Origin of the sequence: Paenibacillus sp. FSL H7-0737, assembly GCF_000758545.1 — a bacterium.
GTDB lineage: Bacteria > Bacillota > Bacilli > Paenibacillales > Paenibacillaceae > Paenibacillus_AQ.
On the sequence record NZ_CP009279.1, the window covers coordinates 3,796,285 to 3,812,716 of the forward strand.

Genomic DNA, 16,432 nt, shown 5'->3' on the forward strand with positions numbered 1-16,432 from the left:
ACCCTAAGGTGCTTGATACAGACCTAATGCTTCATTGTAGTATTAATCCAGTTTGATATAAATTTATTGGAAGACTTCCAGCTATCTCCTAAGCTGTCATGTGCTCCAGACAACCAGGAAGTGTTACGTCTTTTTCAGTAATTACTTGTCTCAACTGAAATGAATAGTGATCATATGCTTGGAAGAAACTTTCAATTCCATAATGTACCAACTCTTTTTCATACTTTATACGAACAATTTCAAGAAAACAATTCTGGGCCATATTCAAATAATTTTGTGAAACTACGTATCTATATTCATCTTCAAAATTTTCAAGACATTCATAGGCATCATTAGAGAAAGAATAGACCATTCTCATTACTTCTTGTAAATGAGTTACATTACGTAACATTTCTATAGTATCTTTATCAGTAATCAAAAAGCTTACCTCCCATCGACATCATATTTCGACGTTAAGGAAGGATTCTCCTGCTACTATTTACCATGTACCTTACTTCGCCGTCTTTTTGGGTTTATATTATGAAGTATTTCATCACTATACAAAACGATCCACTCTTCAGCGACTCATTTTGTATGAAAAAAAGGGTTTACTCAGGCTTTAACGATGTATTTTCATTTCCTTATGAAACGCCTCTGCTTTAACGGAGGCGTAACATAATCATTATTTTTAATAATTTCATCGTAAACATCTAATGATTTTCGTACTATTGAAGTCTTCGCTTCACGTCTTGAAAGGTGAGCAATTACAATAATATAGACACTAACTAATCCCATAGCTCCATAAAATGCAACATTCTTTTCTACCGAAGAGCTTTCGCTGAGATGAGCTGCTCCAAAACCGATAAATACAGCTACTATCATCGGAATAAATATTGAAAATATATTGAAGTTGCTCTTCTTTCCAATTTTATCAATGTCGGTATAACCCTTAAGAATTATTCTTTCATCTAAGTTTAAGTCTTTTACACTTAATTCTTTCAATATTCTATCCATCTGCTTATTATCAGTTTTTAACCATAACCCTCCCATTAGGTCGTCGCGATAATAATTATACAGACTTTCTTCTTGACTTAATTCTTTGTCTTTTTTACTTAGGATAGATGGAGTTGTCCATGGACCAGATGCAATATAATATGTTCTTGTGAACCATTTACAATCACTAACATCCTTTCTTTGAAGAATTTTAAAATTAACCCATGCAGCTCTGATATACGAACAAAATAATAAAAAAATAAATATAAAAATCACAAGAATCCAAGATATAATAATCTCCCCCTTAATACCATATTTCGACATTAGGAAAGATTTACCTTCAAAAAGTATAGACTGGCATGTCGCTATTCCCATAACGGAAAGTAAAGACAAACCGTATGAGCAATCCATATACCTCGATAATGGGATTTGGGTCACATTAACGAAAAATATTTGCTATTAACGAGCCTTTTGTAATAGGTTCCTCCTATATATAGTGGGCATTTACTAGACAAAAAACAGAGAATCCTCTACAGTATCGCTAATCTTCCGCTGCGCTCGTTGAATATATTCGCTAACGCTTCCGTAGGTAATGCCGACCATTTTGCCTATTTCAGAATGTGGGATGTACTGCCCATGTGCCAGAGTATAGCATTCTCGTTCCCGTTCGCTTAATTGATTAAGTGCATATTCTAATTGGAACCGTTATTCATCTGAAAGATTGGCTGGGCTTCCCGCCTTTGAATTACTAGCTAAAGCCTGCATTCGTATTGGATCCAATAGTATTTCCCGTTCATAGGCAGCTCGCCGTTCAATTCTACGCTTATTCCCTGGTCTCCGTCCTGAATTCAGCCACTCAATGACAAACTCACAGTCAGATTCATTCCAGAAATCACCTTTTTATCATCAGCATCAGCCTTCCTATATGCTCGCTCCACGCCTTTAAAGGAGAGTCGATAGTTTAAAGTCCGTTACCTTTACTGCAGGAGCCTAGCTATCGGCGATGTTCATCCTCATTCCCCTTTGTGGTATAATTTGGTCGAGGATAAAAGCTGCTATTGGCCTGACGCATCAGGGCTTTTTTCTGTATAAATACATTCCACCATCAGAGAACATCTTCATGTTTGTACTGATAGGATATGTGTTGTATGCATCCTTAGATCTCACCCAGGTCGGTCCCCAAGCCAGTACATCTACAGGTAAGCCCGGGCTTGCAGTAAAAATAAATTGTCGATGACCGGCTCTTAATGCGTTTTGAGTGTCTTTGTATTTCATTCTACTATCCCCTTTATCACAAATGGCCTCTCGGCAGCCTTACCAGTAGGTTTGGAATATTTCAGATCTAGGTTTACTCTCTCTTCCTCCGTGAGTTGTGATCTCTTAATCTTTCCTTGCCCACCGCCTGTAGATTCAATCTCCTTGCTTTTGATTCCTGAGTACCAATCGCTTATTATGATTTCCTCGCTTTCGGATTATCAAAGTCTCTTGTTCCTCTCTCAACCCGTGCTATATTAAATAAGAGGTGAATTTTATGAACGGTAAGAAAGTTATCATTATTCTTTTGTCCATCTCTTTACTGGGTGTGATTGCTTACTTCGGAATAGCTTATGGATTACTTTGGTATATCTTTAATGGTTAAGATCTATGATTACCCGGGCCCCATTTTACTAAAATTATTCGGTCTGACTCGATGGACTTCGGCCTAATAGTCAAGTTCCATCTCTTCGATCTGCTCTTTGGACCTGTCCCAAGTATCTTCATCGAAGCATTTTTTGTAACTACTCAAGCTATGACCTTGCCCTTCTATATGTCATTCAATTCAATGCAGATTGTTCTCTCAAACATCGTGACATTCATGCCGCCCACTATCACGCCACATTGCCCGTCAACCTCGATCTTCATTCCTTGATATGCGAAGTCAATTGCACGGCGCTCGCAAATCTCCCTGAAGGTCGCTGGATTGGTGAACAATTCACTGACCTTGAAACCGCCGAACTTCTCTTCCCACAATCCATCCTGAAAGTATTCCCAAAATGATTACTTAGCCTTCCCAGCAGTTTCACCTTGTACTGTTCGTCTGCACCAAGGATATCCCATTCACTCCACTGGCCTCATACTTCATAAGTATTCATCGTGTATCGTCTCCTTTGATTGGGGTCTCAGCCCCCTAAATTAATCCAGCGCTGATACTGTAGGCTCTAAACTTGCAATCAGATTCATATTCATGAACACTTGTATTCGAATTCCCTTCATATCCCGATAAAATGCCCATGCCTCAGAATCGTTTTGTGTTGCCATTTCTACCTTTCCATGCAGCGTGTTAATCAAAACGTATACATGTCATGCTTATCCATGTGTCTCAGCCAATTATAAGTTCAGTACAGCCAATTCATCATTTATATCCTCCTTGTGGGAGAGGAGGGCTATTAATCCATCTCTGTCCCAGTATTTTCGTACTGTGCAGCATGTGGACATCAACCTAAGTTGACATGATATAATACATTTGTTAATAATTATCATTTATTTGAAAGGGGATAAACATGAATAACATAAAGAAGGAAAATCAAAATATTAATAAATGGCTTTCTATTATTTGTCTTATATTAATACCTCTCTCTGTTGGCATCGGAATTGTATTCGATATTTATCGAGATCCAATACAAATTCTGCTTATGGCGTTAGGTTTTATAAGTTTATCTTGGATAAATTGGTCAAAGTATAAAGAGAAATCTAAGCTGTAAATACTTTTGCTTCATAGTATGCGTCTACTGCGTCATAAACTTTGGGTGAGGAGTGCTGTAACCTCCTCTATCCATTAATGTCATGTATCTTCGTACTGCGCAGTAAATAACTTCAAATAAGTTCTTTTTTTTAGTTTTAGTTTGTTATAATAAAACAATAACTATTAATGAGGTGCTATCTTGCAATATATTTTTTTAATACCATTGGCATTTGTTTGGGCGATTCCCTTGGTTTTACTGTTAAAAAGAGATTATCTTACTAAAAACAAGGTTTCAGATAAAAATGCTAGCATAGAGAAAAAATTAGACAGAATAATAGAATTGCTTGAAAAAGATAAGGGTGCATAATCACTTTTATCTTTTTTTATGTCGCAGTATGCGTCTACTGTGCCTTTGGGAGAGGAGGGATACTCCTACTCCCTTAATGATCTGGTGCGGCCCCCGCGTTGCTGGGTTTATGCTGTCGGATGATGGCCAAACAGCCGTAAAATTATCATTTTTTAAATCCTCTCTGCGGATCGTTAATGCCGTAACCGGTCCGTAGCAGCCTACATCCTCTTTACGGTACTCTACAGGTCCGCTGCATATAACGATGTGTCCGATATATGTAGGGAGCCTTACCTCTACTTGGTCACTTACTTTGACAGGAGATTCATTCCTATCAATTAATTCATTTGTCATCGGCTACTCCTTTTTCCTTTAACCTTTCTATTCCTTCCAAAGATAAATACTTAACTAGATCAGGTATTGTATCACACAAGAATGGATTACATTCGTTGTATCCTGCTATTCACGCGTCTGAATAACTGTATTGAAGCCATGCAATGCTCTTGTAGCTTTACTTTTTTAGACTTTTTCATTTAGCGAATCCCCCGATCTACTCTTTGACACTACTAAGCGTGATATATGCTGCCTCTGCCCTCTCTCGGGGGCAAATGTTTGTCTTATCCTTTACCTGTGTCATGCCTTGTTGCTCCCTTCCACCAACAATTCACGTGCTTTACTTCCTCTGTCGCTCTTAACCTTTGAATGACCTCTACCGAAGCTTGGCAGTTCCCAATGTACTTGATTCGCATAGAACTCTAGTACCTCCCATTGTCGGGCTATGGTCTGCCGTACCTCTTTAAGTGCTATCCGATCCTATCTATGTTGTTCTAGACTGTTACTTATTGAGCGTTCATAAGTTTTGTTCAGTTGTTGTGACTCTTCTAGAGCAGCTAGCGCATCCATTAACTCAACTTCTTCTCTGCTCAATTTCCTTTTCGGGCTTGTCGTTCGGAAAAGCTGCGCGTTTCAAACTTCTTCTCCCTGAGAGCTATGAGCGTTGCCCATGGCTGAATGATGGTTATGGCTTTCATACTTCCCCTCCTATCTACTCTAAAAAAAGGCTCACAAGACTTGTTGGACAACATACTCTATAAATAAAAAAGGAGTGAGTCTCATGACAACACGAGCTCTTGATATGCGGATTTCGGAACATATGTCTGGGTTAGGGAGTGCAATTGAGTACGTATACGTCAACCCAATTTTGATTGGAGATTTGGGAATTCAAACATCTTCAATTGTAGGAACGCCAGATGCAAACAAGGTACGTATATGGTTGTCTGGTTCAGTAACTTTCTATAAAGCTTTCGATACACCAGATGAAACCTCAGTAACAGTCGTAATAGAAAGAAACGGAAACGGAATCCTTGGTTCTGGCACACTAATCTATGAATCGCAAGTCCGTCCAGGTCCTATAGAGAGTACAGCATCCACAATCTCCATAACCGCAGGAGATTTCCCCGATATTCCTACTGTTTCAAATGGTCAAATTCGCTATTCACTTTTTATTTACTCAGACTTAGAAGTTGGGAGAAACGGAATATGGATGGTAAATGCTGCGTTTAATGGAATAGCATTTGCAGGATGAAGGAAATATGTCAGAAAGAATTATTGTCTGATCAATTAGAAATTTCGAACTGCCAGAACCATGTCTTATTATCCGGCATTGGGGCTTATGCCCCTTATTTTTGTGTCACAGCTCAGCCTTGGCATTTATCTCAGATGCTCCTGCCTTAATTACCTGATTCATTCCTTTTATGGTGAGCACTATGGTTCTTTGTTGATTCCTCCTCCAGGACAGGAGCTTTTTGTTCTCCAAGCGCTTAATAAAACCGTGAGTTGTCGATATTGACTGGTGCCCCATGGCTACTGCAATTTCGCGTATACTGGGCTGATATTGAAATTCAAATTAGAATTTATCAATAAAGTCGATTATTGCTTGCTGCTTTTTCGAAATGAATTACATCTTCAACCCTCGCTCATAAATAACTTACATTCGTTGTTATAAGAATTTTATAATCTTCAAATCGGTCATTTGGATGATAAGAACCCTGAGCAGCATAGCCATTAAGAGTATCAGTAAACATTGCAGTGAAGGTTTTTAGATCCTCGGTTTCTAATGATTCCAAAAATCTAATTTCCTTTGCTCGGAGATCCCTGCCAGCAGCCGTTATGATTAGATCTGCTATAGGTTCAATCTGCTGCAGTCGTTCTTCTTTTGCCTTTTCTAACTCCAACTGCTTAGTATCCTCGAATGAAACTACATTTTCAGGGGCATTACGGGGGCGCTCATTAACCTTCCACAAAACCTTCAAACCTTACCCCCACAGAAAAAAACCCTCAACACCAATGGTGTCAAGGGTTTAACAGTTCTAGTAAAGAGTCATGTATTGCGCTCTTTCCCACTCGTGAACTTGTGTGCGGTAGATATCCCATTCGATTTCTTTTAGCTCGTAGAAGTGAGCCAAAGCATGTTCGCCGAGAGCTTCGGTGATAACATGACTGCGGATCATTTCGCTAAGTGCTTCTTTCAAATCGGATGGCAAGCTTGGAATGCCTTCTTCGATGCGCTCTTCTTCAGACATCACATAGATGTTACGGTCAATCGGAGCTGGAAGATCAAGCTTACGTTTAATTCCGTCAAGACCTGCTTTCAACATAACAGCAAGTGCGAGGTAAGGGTTAGCTGCTGGATCCGGGTTACGAACCTCAACACGTGTGCTAAGACCTCTAGAAGCCGGAATACGAATCATTGGGCTACGGTTACTTGCAGACCAAGCTACGTAGCAAGGTGCTTCATAACCAGGAACAAGGCGTTTGTATGAGTTCACTGTTGGGTTAGTAATCGCTGCAAAAGCACGAGCGTGCTTCAAAATACCAGCCATGTAGTAACGTGCAGTTTTGCTCAGACCCAGCTTGTCGCTTTCGTCGTAGAACATGTTTTCTTTGCCTTTAAACAAGGATTGGTGAGCGTGCATACCAGATCCGTTGATACCGAACAATGGTTTAGGCATAAAAGTTGCATGCAGGCCGTGTTGACGGGCTACCGTTTTCACGACGAGCTTAAAGGTTTGAATTTGGTCAGCAGCAGTAATCGCGTCAGCATATTTAAAGTCAATTTCATGCTGGCCCGAAGCTACTTCATGGTGGGAAGCTTCGATTTCAAAGCCCATTTCTTCAAGGGTCAGTACGATTTCACGACGACAGTTTTCCCCTAAATCCGTTGGCGCTAAGTCAAAGTATCCACCTTGGTCGTTCAATTCCGTAGTAGGATTTCCTCTTTCGTCTGTCTTGAATAGGAAGAATTCAGGTTCTGGTCCAACGTTCATAGCTGTGAAACCCATTTCTTCAGCTTCCTTCAGACAACGTTTGAGGATACCACGCGGGTCTCCAGCAAAAGGTGTACCATCTGGCATGTAGACGTCACAAATCAGACGAGCTACACGACTATCAGTCACCCAAGGGAAGATTACCCATGTATCTAGGTCAGGGAAGAGATACATATCAGATTCTTCAATCCGTACGTATCCTTCGATGGAAGAACCATCAAACATCATTTTATTATCAAGCGCTTTTTCCAATTGGCTAACTGGAATCTCTACATTCTTGATAGTACCTAATAGATCCGTAAATTGCAGACGAATAAAACGAACATTCTCTTCCTTGGCAATGCGTAAAATATCCTCTTTAGAAAAGCTCATGTGATCCTCTCCCTTTCGAACTTCTATATATTATTATTTATTAAAAAACCGGGATAACTCACCTTGAATCAGAGACACTTGTCCCGGTCTTTTACCGGAAACTAGTTCTTGCTTCAGCATTCGGTGAAGCTGGGAATCGGATAACTCTCTACGTCTTACCTCTGTATCAGGGGTAATAACAGTAGCTTCCTCAGATTCCTTAGAGACAGGATTCATTACTTGCTTAATGCCAGCAATATTAACACCCTTCTCGATCAGAGCTTTAATTTCTAATAGGCGCTCAACATCATTAAAAGAGAACAAACGCTGATTCCCCGACGTACGTGCTGGTACGATCAGACTGTGCTGCTCATAATAACGAATTTGTCTCGCGGACAAATCAGTCAGCTTCATTACAATTCCAATAGGAAATAATGCCATATTTCTGCGGATTTCATCACCCATGACTCATCCAACCTTCCAATGATCTTTTTCTGATCTCATTGTACATTTCCTAATACAGCGTGTCAATGGTATGTGAGATATTCTTACAGCAATTTTCTTTCACGCATACTTTGAAGTGCCATCAAAACGCCATATTTAACATGTGAATAGGTTAACCCGCCTTGCATATAGCCAATATAAGGAGCCCGTATAGGCGCATCTGCAGATAACTCCAAGCTTCCACCTTGTATAAACGTACCTGCAGCCATAATAACAGGATGTTCATAACCTGGCATATCCCAAGGCTCTGGTACCACATGGCTGTCCACAGCCGCAGCGCGTTGTATGCCCTGAACAAAGGCAATTAAGTGTTCTGGTCCATCAAAGGAAACCGCCTGAATCAAATCTGTACGAGGCTCGTTCCAGGCTGGCTTTGTCTCAAACCCGCAACGCTGAAATACGGATGCAGCAAAAATACTCCCTTTTAAAGCTTGTCCGACCGTGTGTGGTGCCATAAATAACCCTTGGTAAAGCCCACGTGTTGTTCCTAACATAGCCCCTACTTCACCACCTATGCCAGGAGCGGTTAATCGATAAGCTGCCAATTCTACAAGATCCTGTCGGCCACAAATATAACCGCCTGTCTCAGCAATACCGCCACCCGGATTCTTAATTAACGATCCTGCTACTAGATCCACACCAACCTGTGGAGGCTCAAGATCTTCGGTAAACTCACCATAACAATTGTCTACGAAGACAATCACTTCCGGTTTCAACACCTTTACCCTCGAAGTCATTTCACCAATTTCAGCCACTGTGAAAGAAGCACGCCAATCATATCCTCGTGACCTTTGGATTCCAATCACTTTAGTATTTTCGTTAATAGCGAGAGCTACCTCATCCCAATCGATCTTGCCATCTGCAGTAAGAGCAACCTCCCGGTAAGTAATTCCGAAATCTGCGAGTGAACCTGTCCCATCCCCTGTGTGACCAATTACCTTATGTAAGGTATCGTACGGACGTCCTGTGATGTATAGCAGCTCATCTCCTGGACGCAGTACACCAAATAGGGCTGTTGATATGGTGTGTGTTCCTGAAGCGAAATGCGGGCGAACCAGAGCAGATTCCGCACCAAAAACGTCAGCATAGACAAGATCCAACACTTCACGGCCACGGTCATTATACGCATACCCCGTTGAACCGGCAAAGTGAAAATCACTGACTTGATGACGCTGGAACGCTTCTATAACCTTCCACTGATTCTTATCTACAATACGATCAAGGGCTTTGACAGCGCCTTCTATTTCAACTTCTGCGGCCTCTGCCGCGCTCAAAATATCCTCTGCAAAAACTACCATTCGTTCTTATTCGCTCCTTACATTTACTTGCCATCATAATGACAGAAAGCGGCAGTAAACTGACGCTTTCTAGATTAGCTATTATTTTATACCTATAAACGAAGCATTTCCACCTTAGGAATGACTGACAAGATTACTGCTGGTCCACAAAATCAGCAAGCATGTAACCCCATTTGTCATAATCCTCTTTATTAAGACGAACGTTATAGAGCACATCGTTCTCATCATATGTCGTTTCCAGAACCTCTCCCACCCTGTAGAGCAAGGAAGAAATGTCACCTCGGTCTCCGGGAATGCGGAAGTTGAGTGTGTCGCCAGCCAGTTCATCGGCGATCATTTCGGTAATCCGAGTTAAATCTTCAGGATTAAATGCACTGATCTTCAAGTACCCTGTACCTGTAGGCAACATTTCCAGTTGCTCAGGCTGACATAGATCAATTTTATTAAAAAGTACGATTTGCGGTGTACCAGATGCACCTAGATCCTGCAAGATGGATTGGACAATCTCCATCTGCTCCTCACGCATTGGTGAAGAGGCATCCACCACATGTAGCACCAAATTGGCCTCATTCACTTCCTCCAGCGTTGCACGGAAAGATGCGACAAGATCATGCGGAAGATTCTGAATGAAGCCTACAGTATCCGTCAGCACAACCTCTTTACCACCTGCTAGCTCAAGTACACGTGAAGTAGGGTCCAGTGTGGCAAACAACTGGTTTTCAATATAGACATCCGCATCGGTTAGTTGCTTAAGTAGCGTTGATTTCCCTGCATTCGTATACCCAACAAGTGCGACTTGCACTGCTCCCGCCTTGCGGCGACGCTCCCGATGTAGCTCACGAGTCTTAACAACCTCATCCAGCTGGCGTTTCAGCTCCGTAATCCGATCACGAATATGTCGGCGATCAGTTTCCAGCTTACTTTCACCCGGACCTCTGGTACCAATTCCGCCACCTAGTCTGGATAGGTTCTTCCCTTGGCCGGAAAGCCGGGGTAACAGATAGGACAATTGTGCCAGCTCTACCTGAATAATTCCTTCTCGCGTCTTCGCACGCCCCGCAAATATATCCAGAATAAGCTGCGTCCGGTCAATAATCTTAAGATCCAGAGCCTCCTCAAGGTTCCGTACTTGGGCTCCTGACAATTCTTGATCAAAGATAGCTGTATTAGCCCCGAGAGCATCAGCAGCCATCCGTAGCTCTTCTACTTTACCTTTACCAATAAACCATCTAGAATCAGGTGTTTCCTTGTTTTGACGCAGCACATCCAGAACTTCAACACCAGCCGTTTCGGCTAATTGCACTAATTCCTGTAGTGAAAGCTCTGGATCAATTCCGGTTCTTTTAATTTTATCTGTGACGAGACTTACCAATATCGCTCGATCTTGTACATCTGTTTCCGTATCATGCGTAGTTATTGCCATGTATGTTATGCTCCTTATGACGGTGATAGTATCCTGTAATTCATAATTTGAAATCCTCAGTTCGAAGCGTCATTAATTCCTGCTTGCCTGGGCTGGTACTTTCATACTGGTTTAACAGTCTGACAGCCTGACCCCGAACAGCTTTCTCAATGGCGTTGCGAACATACCTCGCATTACTGAAAGCATGAAGACTCTCCGTCTTCTCTACTAACAAATGCTGCTTTAACTTGAGTATCGCCTGTGGCATCAAAATATAGTCGCGATCTTTTGCCATCAGTTCAGCGATTTGCAGCAGTTGATCGATCGTATAATCAGGAAATTCCACTTGTATCGGAAACCGTGAAGGCAATCCGGGATTGCTCATCAAAAAATACTCCATCTCTCCAGAGTACCCCGCTAAGATAAGTATAAATTGACTGCGATGATCCTCCATGGCCTTGACGAGCGTATCAATCGCTTCTTTCCCAAAATCCTTTTCTCCACCCCGAGCAAGGCTATAAGCCTCATCGATAAACAAAATACCGCCCAAAGCCTTTTTTACCAGGTCGCGAGTCTTCTGTGCAGTATGACCGATGTATTCTCCTACAAGGTCGGCCCTCTCCACCTCAATAAGATGTCCTTTGGTCAGTACACCCATACGCTGGAACAGCTTAGCCACGATTCTAGCCACGGTTGTCTTGCCAGTTCCGGGATTCCCTTTAAAAACCATGTGATAAGCTTGCCCGCCGCTTGCAAGTCCTGCCTCAGTTCGCATTTGAGCAATTTGTAACAAGGCGTAGATTTCAAAGACTAGCTCTTTGATATTGTCCAGACCCACTAAACCTTCCAATTCTTGCGTTAACTCTTGGAATAGGCTAGTGTGGCCGTGATTTTTTGGAGGTACCGGCCGACTCTCTCCAGAAGGGTTAGTTATAGCCGGAGGCTCTTGACTCCGCAATACAATATTGATTTGTCGAGACGGTCTTTCTTCCTCCCGTCCACTGGCCGCTGCTACGCGTCCGCTCATCGGTATCACCTCATTATCCAGGGCTGACTTCTCTAATCAAGTCTATTCCAGTAAATGAAGTGTTATTAGAAGATTCGGGATTTTTTGGACAAATCACAGGAATAGCTGCTGAAGCTTCCATTTCGTATAGGCTAGAATCTCACGTGTTTTATGTCTTGTCATCGATAGAACGGTGGATTCTGTAAGTCCCAGCTCAGGATTCACATATCCAAGCTCGTCAGCAATTTCATGAGCCCGCCACCCATGATAAGTATGCGTAATGATTATTGTTGAAGACAAACCTTCTCGTGCCATAATCTCTTTACTAAACAAAAGATTCTCGTAAGTGCTGGTAGCTTCATTCTCTACGTAAATGGCGCTATCTGGCACTCCTTTAGCAACCAAATAATTACGCATTCCTTGAGCTTCTGTGTATTGTAAATCAGGTTTATCTAAACCACCAGATACAATAAGATGTGGGAACATCCCTTTTTGATAAAGCTTCAGTCCGTAATCCAGCCGTTCCTTAAGTCCTGGGCTAGGCTCATCCCCCCACATCGACATGCCAAGAATGATCCCAACATCCGCCTTTTGCATAGGATCTGTGGTGGCAGCTTTATTAATATTGTTTAACGCATAAGCACACCACAACAATCCAGCAATCACAATTATCGATAAAGCGATAAGCAACGTTCGTTTCGTCCAGAATCTGCGTTTTTTGGAAACAATCCGAATCGGGGAAGACCCTCTTCCGTAGACATACCATTCCATTTCTTTATTTCCTCCTGAATTCTCCATGATGAAATAATTCGGCACGATGCTTCAAAGATAGTGAGAAATAAGGGAAAGCATGAGCATCGATGCCGCGTAAAATAGTATTGGCTGTCTCCCAGGCGAGTTTATAATCACTCTCGGAAATATCTTCCCTCTCCAGCGCTTCCTCTAATTCATCCTCATCAAGCAAGAAAACCTCGCCGTTCCAAAGCACAACCACATCCAGATACAAATCATCAAACCATGGAACGCCTTGGTCTGTGACGCCCTGCACCTTGCAGGTGTCTATGTACCATTGAATGATATTTTGCCGTTCGTCGAACATAGCCGTCACAATATAGTGACTGTCTTTTGGGAAATATTGCAGCCAGGAATAACCTTTATCCGCAATACGATATGTATGCCGTCCATAGCTCTTCCACAGTGGTTCTTTCAGCCCGTAGATGGTATAAAGCGTAATATATCCGCTGAATTCCCGGCTCTCCACATAGCGGCAGGCAAAATGGCGACGCGTAATCCGGCGCCAGTTGGCCCGGTCTCCGAATTTACGTTTCATAGAAATTACCCTCTCCAGTATGGTTTCTTCAGCTTACCACATTTAGAGGATACACTCAAAACATCCCGCAAAATACAGCAAATTTTTATCACAGATCCTATTAGAAAAATATGGAGTTATAAAAGAAAGAAGCTGTCCCATAAGTAGCATTCACTACTTTTGAGACAGCCTCAGGAAAAGAAAAGCTAACTTCATAAATTCAAAGCATCACTATTGAACAGAAGAATCACCATTCATATTACTAGCCTCTTGATCAGGGCTTTGTGTTGCATTACCACTGTCATTCCCCGAACTTCCGCCTCCAGAAGGTACATCTGGCGGAGCAGTAGGTATCGGTGTTGCTGACGGTGGAGGCGTAGTGAATTCAGGCAAGGTTCCTGTTCCACCATTATTCCCGCTTCCATCGTTGCCACCACCATTATTACCACCGTTGCCATTATCCCAGCCATTGTCTCCACCATTCTCAGGGGTTGGTGTCGGGAGATTAGGATCAATGGTTGGCTCAGGTGTTGGCATCTCATCCTGCACAGAGACAGTAACCACATTCGATGGTTCACTTTCTACTTGGGTTGCAGGATCGTAGGAAGTAACATAATACTCGTAAACCAGACCAGGCATTGCACTAAAGTCTCCTGCACTAGTCGTGACCGTATTTAACAGTAAACCGAAATCAGCCTCGGATGTCTCTCTACGATAAATACGATATTCCACACCCGCAACAGGAACTGCCTGCCAGCCCAGATTTACTGTCATCGTAGATGGATCATAAGCTGCAGTAAGTCCACTAACATTCTTAGCTGGTTCAGGTGTTTCTGTAGGTGCAGGAGCGATTTCATTATCTAGCTGTGGGAAGGACTTCTTAGGAACATCCCTTAACGCTTCCTCCATCACTTTACCCCAGAATGCTGCGGCAAGCCCACTGCTATTCTTAAGCAGATGTTTCTTGCTTGGCTTGTCATAACCCATCCACACAGCAGCTGTCCATTCAGGTGTATATCCCACAAACCAAACATCACGGTTCGAGCTGATTCCAGAATATCCACTTTGAGTCGTACCGGTCTTACCAGCAACTGGACGATCAATCCTTGCTTTTCTACCTGTACCACTCTCTACAACCTTTTGCATCATCTCGGTCATTTGATAAGCCGTTTGCTTACTCATAACACGCTCAGGCGTTGTATTAGCCTTGAAGACGGTCTCTCCACTACTATCAGTGATCGATTTAATGGAATATGATTCTCGAAGTTCACCGCCATTTGCAAAAGCACTGTAAGCTTGTGCCATTTCCAGTGTATTCGTTCCTTTGCTCATACCTCCGAGAGCCAGTGAGAGGTTCTTGTCCTCGTCTTCCAGTCCAATCCCCAATTTCTTGGCAAACTTAAATCCGGTATTCACTCCAATTTCATTAAGCAACCAGACCGAAGGAATATTCTCTGATTTCTGTATAGCATCACTCATACTAATACTCTTGGAATATCCGTGAAGGTTAGTTGGGCAATAGTTGGAAAAACACTGCTTCTCGTTGCTTAACGTAGAATACTTGTCGTACTTTCCAGTTTCCAGTGCTGGAGCATAAGCAACGATTGGTTTAAAGGCTGAACCAGGAGAACGTCGGCTGCCATTTACACGGCTATAGCCTTTTTTCTCATAATTCCGTCCACCTAGAAGTGCGACAATGCCGCCATTCTCTTGATTCACGATGGTCATAGAACCTTGTACCAATTCGTCGTCTACACTCTTCTCGAAGTTATCACTGTCTGCAAAAGCATCTTCTACAGTTTCTTGAGCGTGCTTATCCATCGTGGTGTATATCTTGTAACCACCAATATTCAGATCATCTTCGGATAGTCCAAACTTCTCTTCTGCTTCTTCCACTGCGAAGTCAATAAAAGCTTGATAACGCTGTTTCTTTTCAGGTGGCTTATAATTATAATCCACGGCTTGTGCTTCGTCTCTCTCTTGCTCCGTAATATAACCTTGTTCGTACATGAGCTGAAGCACTACTGCGCGACGTTCCTTTGAAAGATCCGGGTTACGCAAAGGGTTGTAACGAGACGGTCCCTTAGGCATCGCAGCCAGTGTCGCAATTTCCCAAACTTTCAGATCATTCAGATCACTCTTACCAAAATATCTTTCCGATGCTGCTTTAATTCCGTAGATCGTACCCCCAAAGTTTATTCGGTTCAGGTACATCGTAATGATCTCTTCTTTAGATTTCTGGTTCTCCAATGCTACAGCAATGGATACCTCAGTCGCTTTACGGAAAAATGTTTTATCCCGTGTCAAAAAGATGTTTTTGGCCAGCTGCTGAGTAATGGTACTACCACCTTCTACCATGCTGCGTGCAGCAATATCTTTTACCGCTGCCCGGCCGATTGACCATAAATCCACACCAGAATGCTCAAAGAAGCGTTTATCTTCTGTGGCCACAAAGGCATTGATCAATAACGGTGGAATCTTCTCATACTCTACAGGATCGCTTTTCTCAAGCGATAATTCGCCGATTAAATTAGCATTGCGGTCATATACTTTTGTAGTTTCATTTACGGTCAGCTTGTCTTGGTTCTCTAGGAGAAGTTTTTGCCCATTCAGCATAATGAACAGATAACCGCCAAGCGCACAGAAAATGGCCAACGCTGTAGCAAAGAACAAGCTCCACAGCACACGCTTTTTAGTCAAAAACTTCTTTTTCTTCTTACTTTTCGGTTTTGGTTTTGAATTGGTACTGGACGATCCTCTATTTCTATTGTTGTTCGTCCTTGATGTATCATCTCTAGACATGATGCCTCCTGACTCCCTTCCTTGAATAAATCATGTATGGACTTCTCTGAATGAAAAGAACAACCTTCTCAGGTTGCTCTCTCACACTCTATTCAAACGATTTATTAACAAGAAAGGTTTCACTTCAATTTTGTTAATGTTATTCTTCGTTACTATTGTCCTGCATAAGTGACACACTGCGCTGTGGTGTAAAAGTGGAAATCGCGTGCTTATACACCATTTGCTGGCGTCCATCACTGTCAATAACGATTGTAAAATTGTCGAATGCTTTAATAATTCCCCGGATTTGAAAACCGTTGGTCAAATATACTGTAGCAGGGATATTTTCTTTGCGTAGTTGGTTCAAGAATGTATCTTGGATGTTAATGGACTTGTTCATATGACGTACCCCCAA

20 protein-coding genes and 2 pseudogenes are annotated in these 16,432 nt (G+C 42.2%); 2 read left to right on the forward strand and 20 right to left on the reverse strand.

The genetic code is table 11. The features are described 5' to 3' along the window. Positions 1-88: 88 nt before the first annotated feature. From H70737_RS16460 to H70737_RS31490, 6 genes are all read right to left on the reverse strand, one after another. Positions 89-418 (reverse strand): hypothetical protein, encoded by a 330-nt coding sequence (locus H70737_RS16460; RefSeq protein ID WP_042188870.1) that lies wholly within the window; start codon positions 416-418, stop codon positions 89-91. Positions 419-612: 194 nt separating this feature from the next. Beyond that, on the reverse strand, positions 613-1,296 hold the full coding sequence (locus H70737_RS16465; protein WP_042188872.1) for a hypothetical protein: 684 nt from the start codon (positions 1,294-1,296) through the stop codon (positions 613-615). Between the two features lie 183 nt (positions 1,297-1,479). Beyond that, entirely contained in the window at positions 1,480-1,617 is a 138-nt protein-coding gene (locus H70737_RS31260; RefSeq protein WP_231573491.1) for a hypothetical protein, read from the reverse strand. A gap of 426 nt (positions 1,618-2,043) precedes the next feature. After that, positions 2,044-2,247, reverse strand: coding sequence for a hypothetical protein (locus H70737_RS16470; RefSeq protein ID WP_042188874.1), 204 nt, complete (start codon positions 2,245-2,247; stop codon positions 2,044-2,046). Positions 2,248-2,775: 528 nt separating this feature from the next. After that, complete coding sequence (locus tag H70737_RS16475) at positions 2,776-2,982, reverse strand: hypothetical protein (RefSeq protein WP_042188876.1); 207 nt, start codon at positions 2,980-2,982, stop codon at positions 2,776-2,778. Between the two features lie 162 nt (positions 2,983-3,144). Continuing rightward, entirely contained in the window at positions 3,145-3,270 is a 126-nt protein-coding gene (locus H70737_RS31490; protein WP_269321755.1) for a hypothetical protein, read from the reverse strand. Positions 3,271-3,893: 623 nt separating this feature from the next. Here H70737_RS31490 and H70737_RS30395 point away from each other — a divergent pair. Continuing rightward, positions 3,894-4,061 carry a DUF4083 family protein gene (locus H70737_RS30395; RefSeq protein WP_231573285.1) on the forward strand — a complete coding sequence of 56 codons (168 nt, stop codon included), beginning with the start codon at positions 3,894-3,896 and terminating at the stop codon, positions 4,059-4,061. Positions 4,062-4,067: 6 nt separating this feature from the next. Here the strand turns inward: H70737_RS30395 and H70737_RS16485 are convergent, their stop codons facing one another. The 3 genes and pseudogenes from H70737_RS16485 to H70737_RS30400 form a co-directional block, all read right to left on the reverse strand. Further along, positions 4,068-4,394, reverse strand: coding sequence for a hypothetical protein (locus tag H70737_RS16485; RefSeq protein ID WP_042188880.1), 327 nt, complete (start codon positions 4,392-4,394; stop codon positions 4,068-4,070). Positions 4,395-4,657: 263 nt separating this feature from the next. Continuing rightward, a complete protein-coding gene (locus tag H70737_RS31495; RefSeq protein WP_269321756.1) occupies positions 4,658-4,789 on the reverse strand; it encodes a hypothetical protein in 132 nt (43 codons plus the stop codon). A gap of 195 nt (positions 4,790-4,984) precedes the next feature. Continuing rightward, positions 4,985-5,071, reverse strand: a pseudogene (locus H70737_RS30400) (2-oxoglutarate dehydrogenase E1); the annotation flags it as partial. Between the two features lie 83 nt (positions 5,072-5,154). On the opposite strand from H70737_RS30400, the gene H70737_RS16490 reads away from it, so the two are divergent. Further along, positions 5,155-5,625, forward strand: a complete 471-nt coding sequence (locus H70737_RS16490) for a hypothetical protein (RefSeq protein ID WP_042188882.1) — start codon at positions 5,155-5,157, stop codon at positions 5,623-5,625. A 105-nt stretch (positions 5,626-5,730) separates the two neighbouring features. Here H70737_RS16490 and H70737_RS31675 read toward each other — a convergent pair. The 11 genes and pseudogenes from H70737_RS31675 to hfq form a co-directional block, all read right to left on the reverse strand. Next, positions 5,731-5,925, reverse strand: a pseudogene (locus H70737_RS31675) (hypothetical protein); the annotation flags it as partial. 91 nt (positions 5,926-6,016) lie between these two features. Next, entirely contained in the window at positions 6,017-6,352 is a 336-nt protein-coding gene (locus tag H70737_RS16495) for a hypothetical protein (protein WP_052404321.1), read from the reverse strand. Between the two features lie 57 nt (positions 6,353-6,409). Beyond that, positions 6,410-7,738, reverse strand: a complete 1,329-nt coding sequence (glnA, locus tag H70737_RS16500) for a type I glutamate--ammonia ligase (protein ID WP_042128352.1) — start codon at positions 7,736-7,738, stop codon at positions 6,410-6,412. 33 nt (positions 7,739-7,771) lie between these two features. Beyond that, positions 7,772-8,182 (reverse strand): MerR family transcriptional regulator, encoded by a 411-nt coding sequence (locus H70737_RS16505; RefSeq protein WP_042128355.1) that lies wholly within the window; start codon positions 8,180-8,182, stop codon positions 7,772-7,774. Between the two features lie 83 nt (positions 8,183-8,265). Continuing rightward, positions 8,266-9,519 carry a methionine gamma-lyase family protein gene (locus H70737_RS16510; protein ID WP_042188884.1) on the reverse strand — a complete coding sequence of 418 codons (1,254 nt, stop codon included), beginning with the start codon at positions 9,517-9,519 and terminating at the stop codon, positions 8,266-8,268. 133 nt (positions 9,520-9,652) lie between these two features. After that, positions 9,653-10,942, reverse strand: coding sequence for a GTPase HflX (gene hflX / locus H70737_RS16515; protein WP_042188885.1), 1,290 nt, complete (start codon positions 10,940-10,942; stop codon positions 9,653-9,655). A 40-nt stretch (positions 10,943-10,982) separates the two neighbouring features. Next, the gene (locus tag H70737_RS16520; RefSeq protein WP_042188887.1) at positions 10,983-11,948 is read right to left on the reverse strand and encodes an AAA family ATPase; all 966 of its coding nucleotides are present in this window, start codon (positions 11,946-11,948) and stop codon (positions 10,983-10,985) included. 93 nt (positions 11,949-12,041) lie between these two features. Further along, positions 12,042-12,698, reverse strand: a complete 657-nt coding sequence (locus H70737_RS16525; protein ID WP_042188889.1) for a YdcF family protein — start codon at positions 12,696-12,698, stop codon at positions 12,042-12,044. Positions 12,699-12,702: 4 nt separating this feature from the next. Next, on the reverse strand, positions 12,703-13,257 hold the full coding sequence (locus H70737_RS16530; RefSeq protein ID WP_042128364.1) for a ribonuclease FAU-1 family protein: 555 nt from the start codon (positions 13,255-13,257) through the stop codon (positions 12,703-12,705). A gap of 210 nt (positions 13,258-13,467) precedes the next feature. Then, the gene (locus H70737_RS16535) at positions 13,468-16,038 is read right to left on the reverse strand and encodes a transglycosylase domain-containing protein (protein ID WP_042188891.1); all 2,571 of its coding nucleotides are present in this window, start codon (positions 16,036-16,038) and stop codon (positions 13,468-13,470) included. Between the two features lie 139 nt (positions 16,039-16,177). Next, positions 16,178-16,417, reverse strand: coding sequence for an RNA chaperone Hfq (hfq, locus tag H70737_RS16540; RefSeq protein ID WP_042128368.1), 240 nt, complete (start codon positions 16,415-16,417; stop codon positions 16,178-16,180). Between the last annotated feature and the right edge of the window lie 15 nt (positions 16,418-16,432).

Bases quoted from the DNA above. Each gene is read 5' to 3' on its own strand.
- hfq (WP_042128368.1), bottom strand. From the start codon at position 16,417: ATGAACAAGTCCATTAACATCCAAGATACATTCTTGAACCAACTACGC.
- H70737_RS16485 (WP_042188880.1), bottom strand. From the start codon at position 4,394: ATGACAAATGAATTAATTGATAGGAATGAATCTCCTGTCAAAGTAAGT.
- glnA (WP_042128352.1), bottom strand. From the start codon at position 7,738: ATGAGCTTTTCTAAAGAGGATATTTTACGCATTGCCAAGGAAGAGAAT.
- H70737_RS16525 (WP_042188889.1), bottom strand. From the start codon at position 12,698: ATGGAATGGTATGTCTACGGAAGAGGGTCTTCCCCGATTCGGATTGTT.
- H70737_RS16465 (WP_042188872.1), bottom strand. From the start codon at position 1,296: ATGTCGAAATATGGTATTAAGGGGGAGATTATTATATCTTGGATTCTT.
- H70737_RS16530 (WP_042128364.1), bottom strand. From the start codon at position 13,257: ATGAAACGTAAATTCGGAGACCGGGCCAACTGGCGCCGGATTACGCGT.
- H70737_RS31495 (WP_269321756.1), bottom strand. From the start codon at position 4,789: ATGCGAATCAAGTACATTGGGAACTGCCAAGCTTCGGTAGAGGTCATT.
- H70737_RS16535 (WP_042188891.1), bottom strand. From the start codon at position 16,038: ATGTCTAGAGATGATACATCAAGGACGAACAACAATAGAAATAGAGGA.
- H70737_RS31490 (WP_269321755.1), bottom strand. From the start codon at position 3,270: ATGGCAACACAAAACGATTCTGAGGCATGGGCATTTTATCGGGATATG.
- H70737_RS16505 (WP_042128355.1), bottom strand. From the start codon at position 8,182: ATGGGTGATGAAATCCGCAGAAATATGGCATTATTTCCTATTGGAATT.
- H70737_RS16510 (WP_042188884.1), bottom strand. From the start codon at position 9,519: ATGGTAGTTTTTGCAGAGGATATTTTGAGCGCGGCAGAGGCCGCAGAA.
- hflX (WP_042188885.1), bottom strand. From the start codon at position 10,942: ATGGCAATAACTACGCATGATACGGAAACAGATGTACAAGATCGAGCG.
- H70737_RS16470 (WP_042188874.1), bottom strand. From the start codon at position 2,247: ATGAAATACAAAGACACTCAAAACGCATTAAGAGCCGGTCATCGACAA.
- H70737_RS16490 (WP_042188882.1), top strand. From the start codon at position 5,155: ATGACAACACGAGCTCTTGATATGCGGATTTCGGAACATATGTCTGGG.
- H70737_RS16520 (WP_042188887.1), bottom strand. From the start codon at position 11,948: ATGAGCGGACGCGTAGCAGCGGCCAGTGGACGGGAGGAAGAAAGACCG.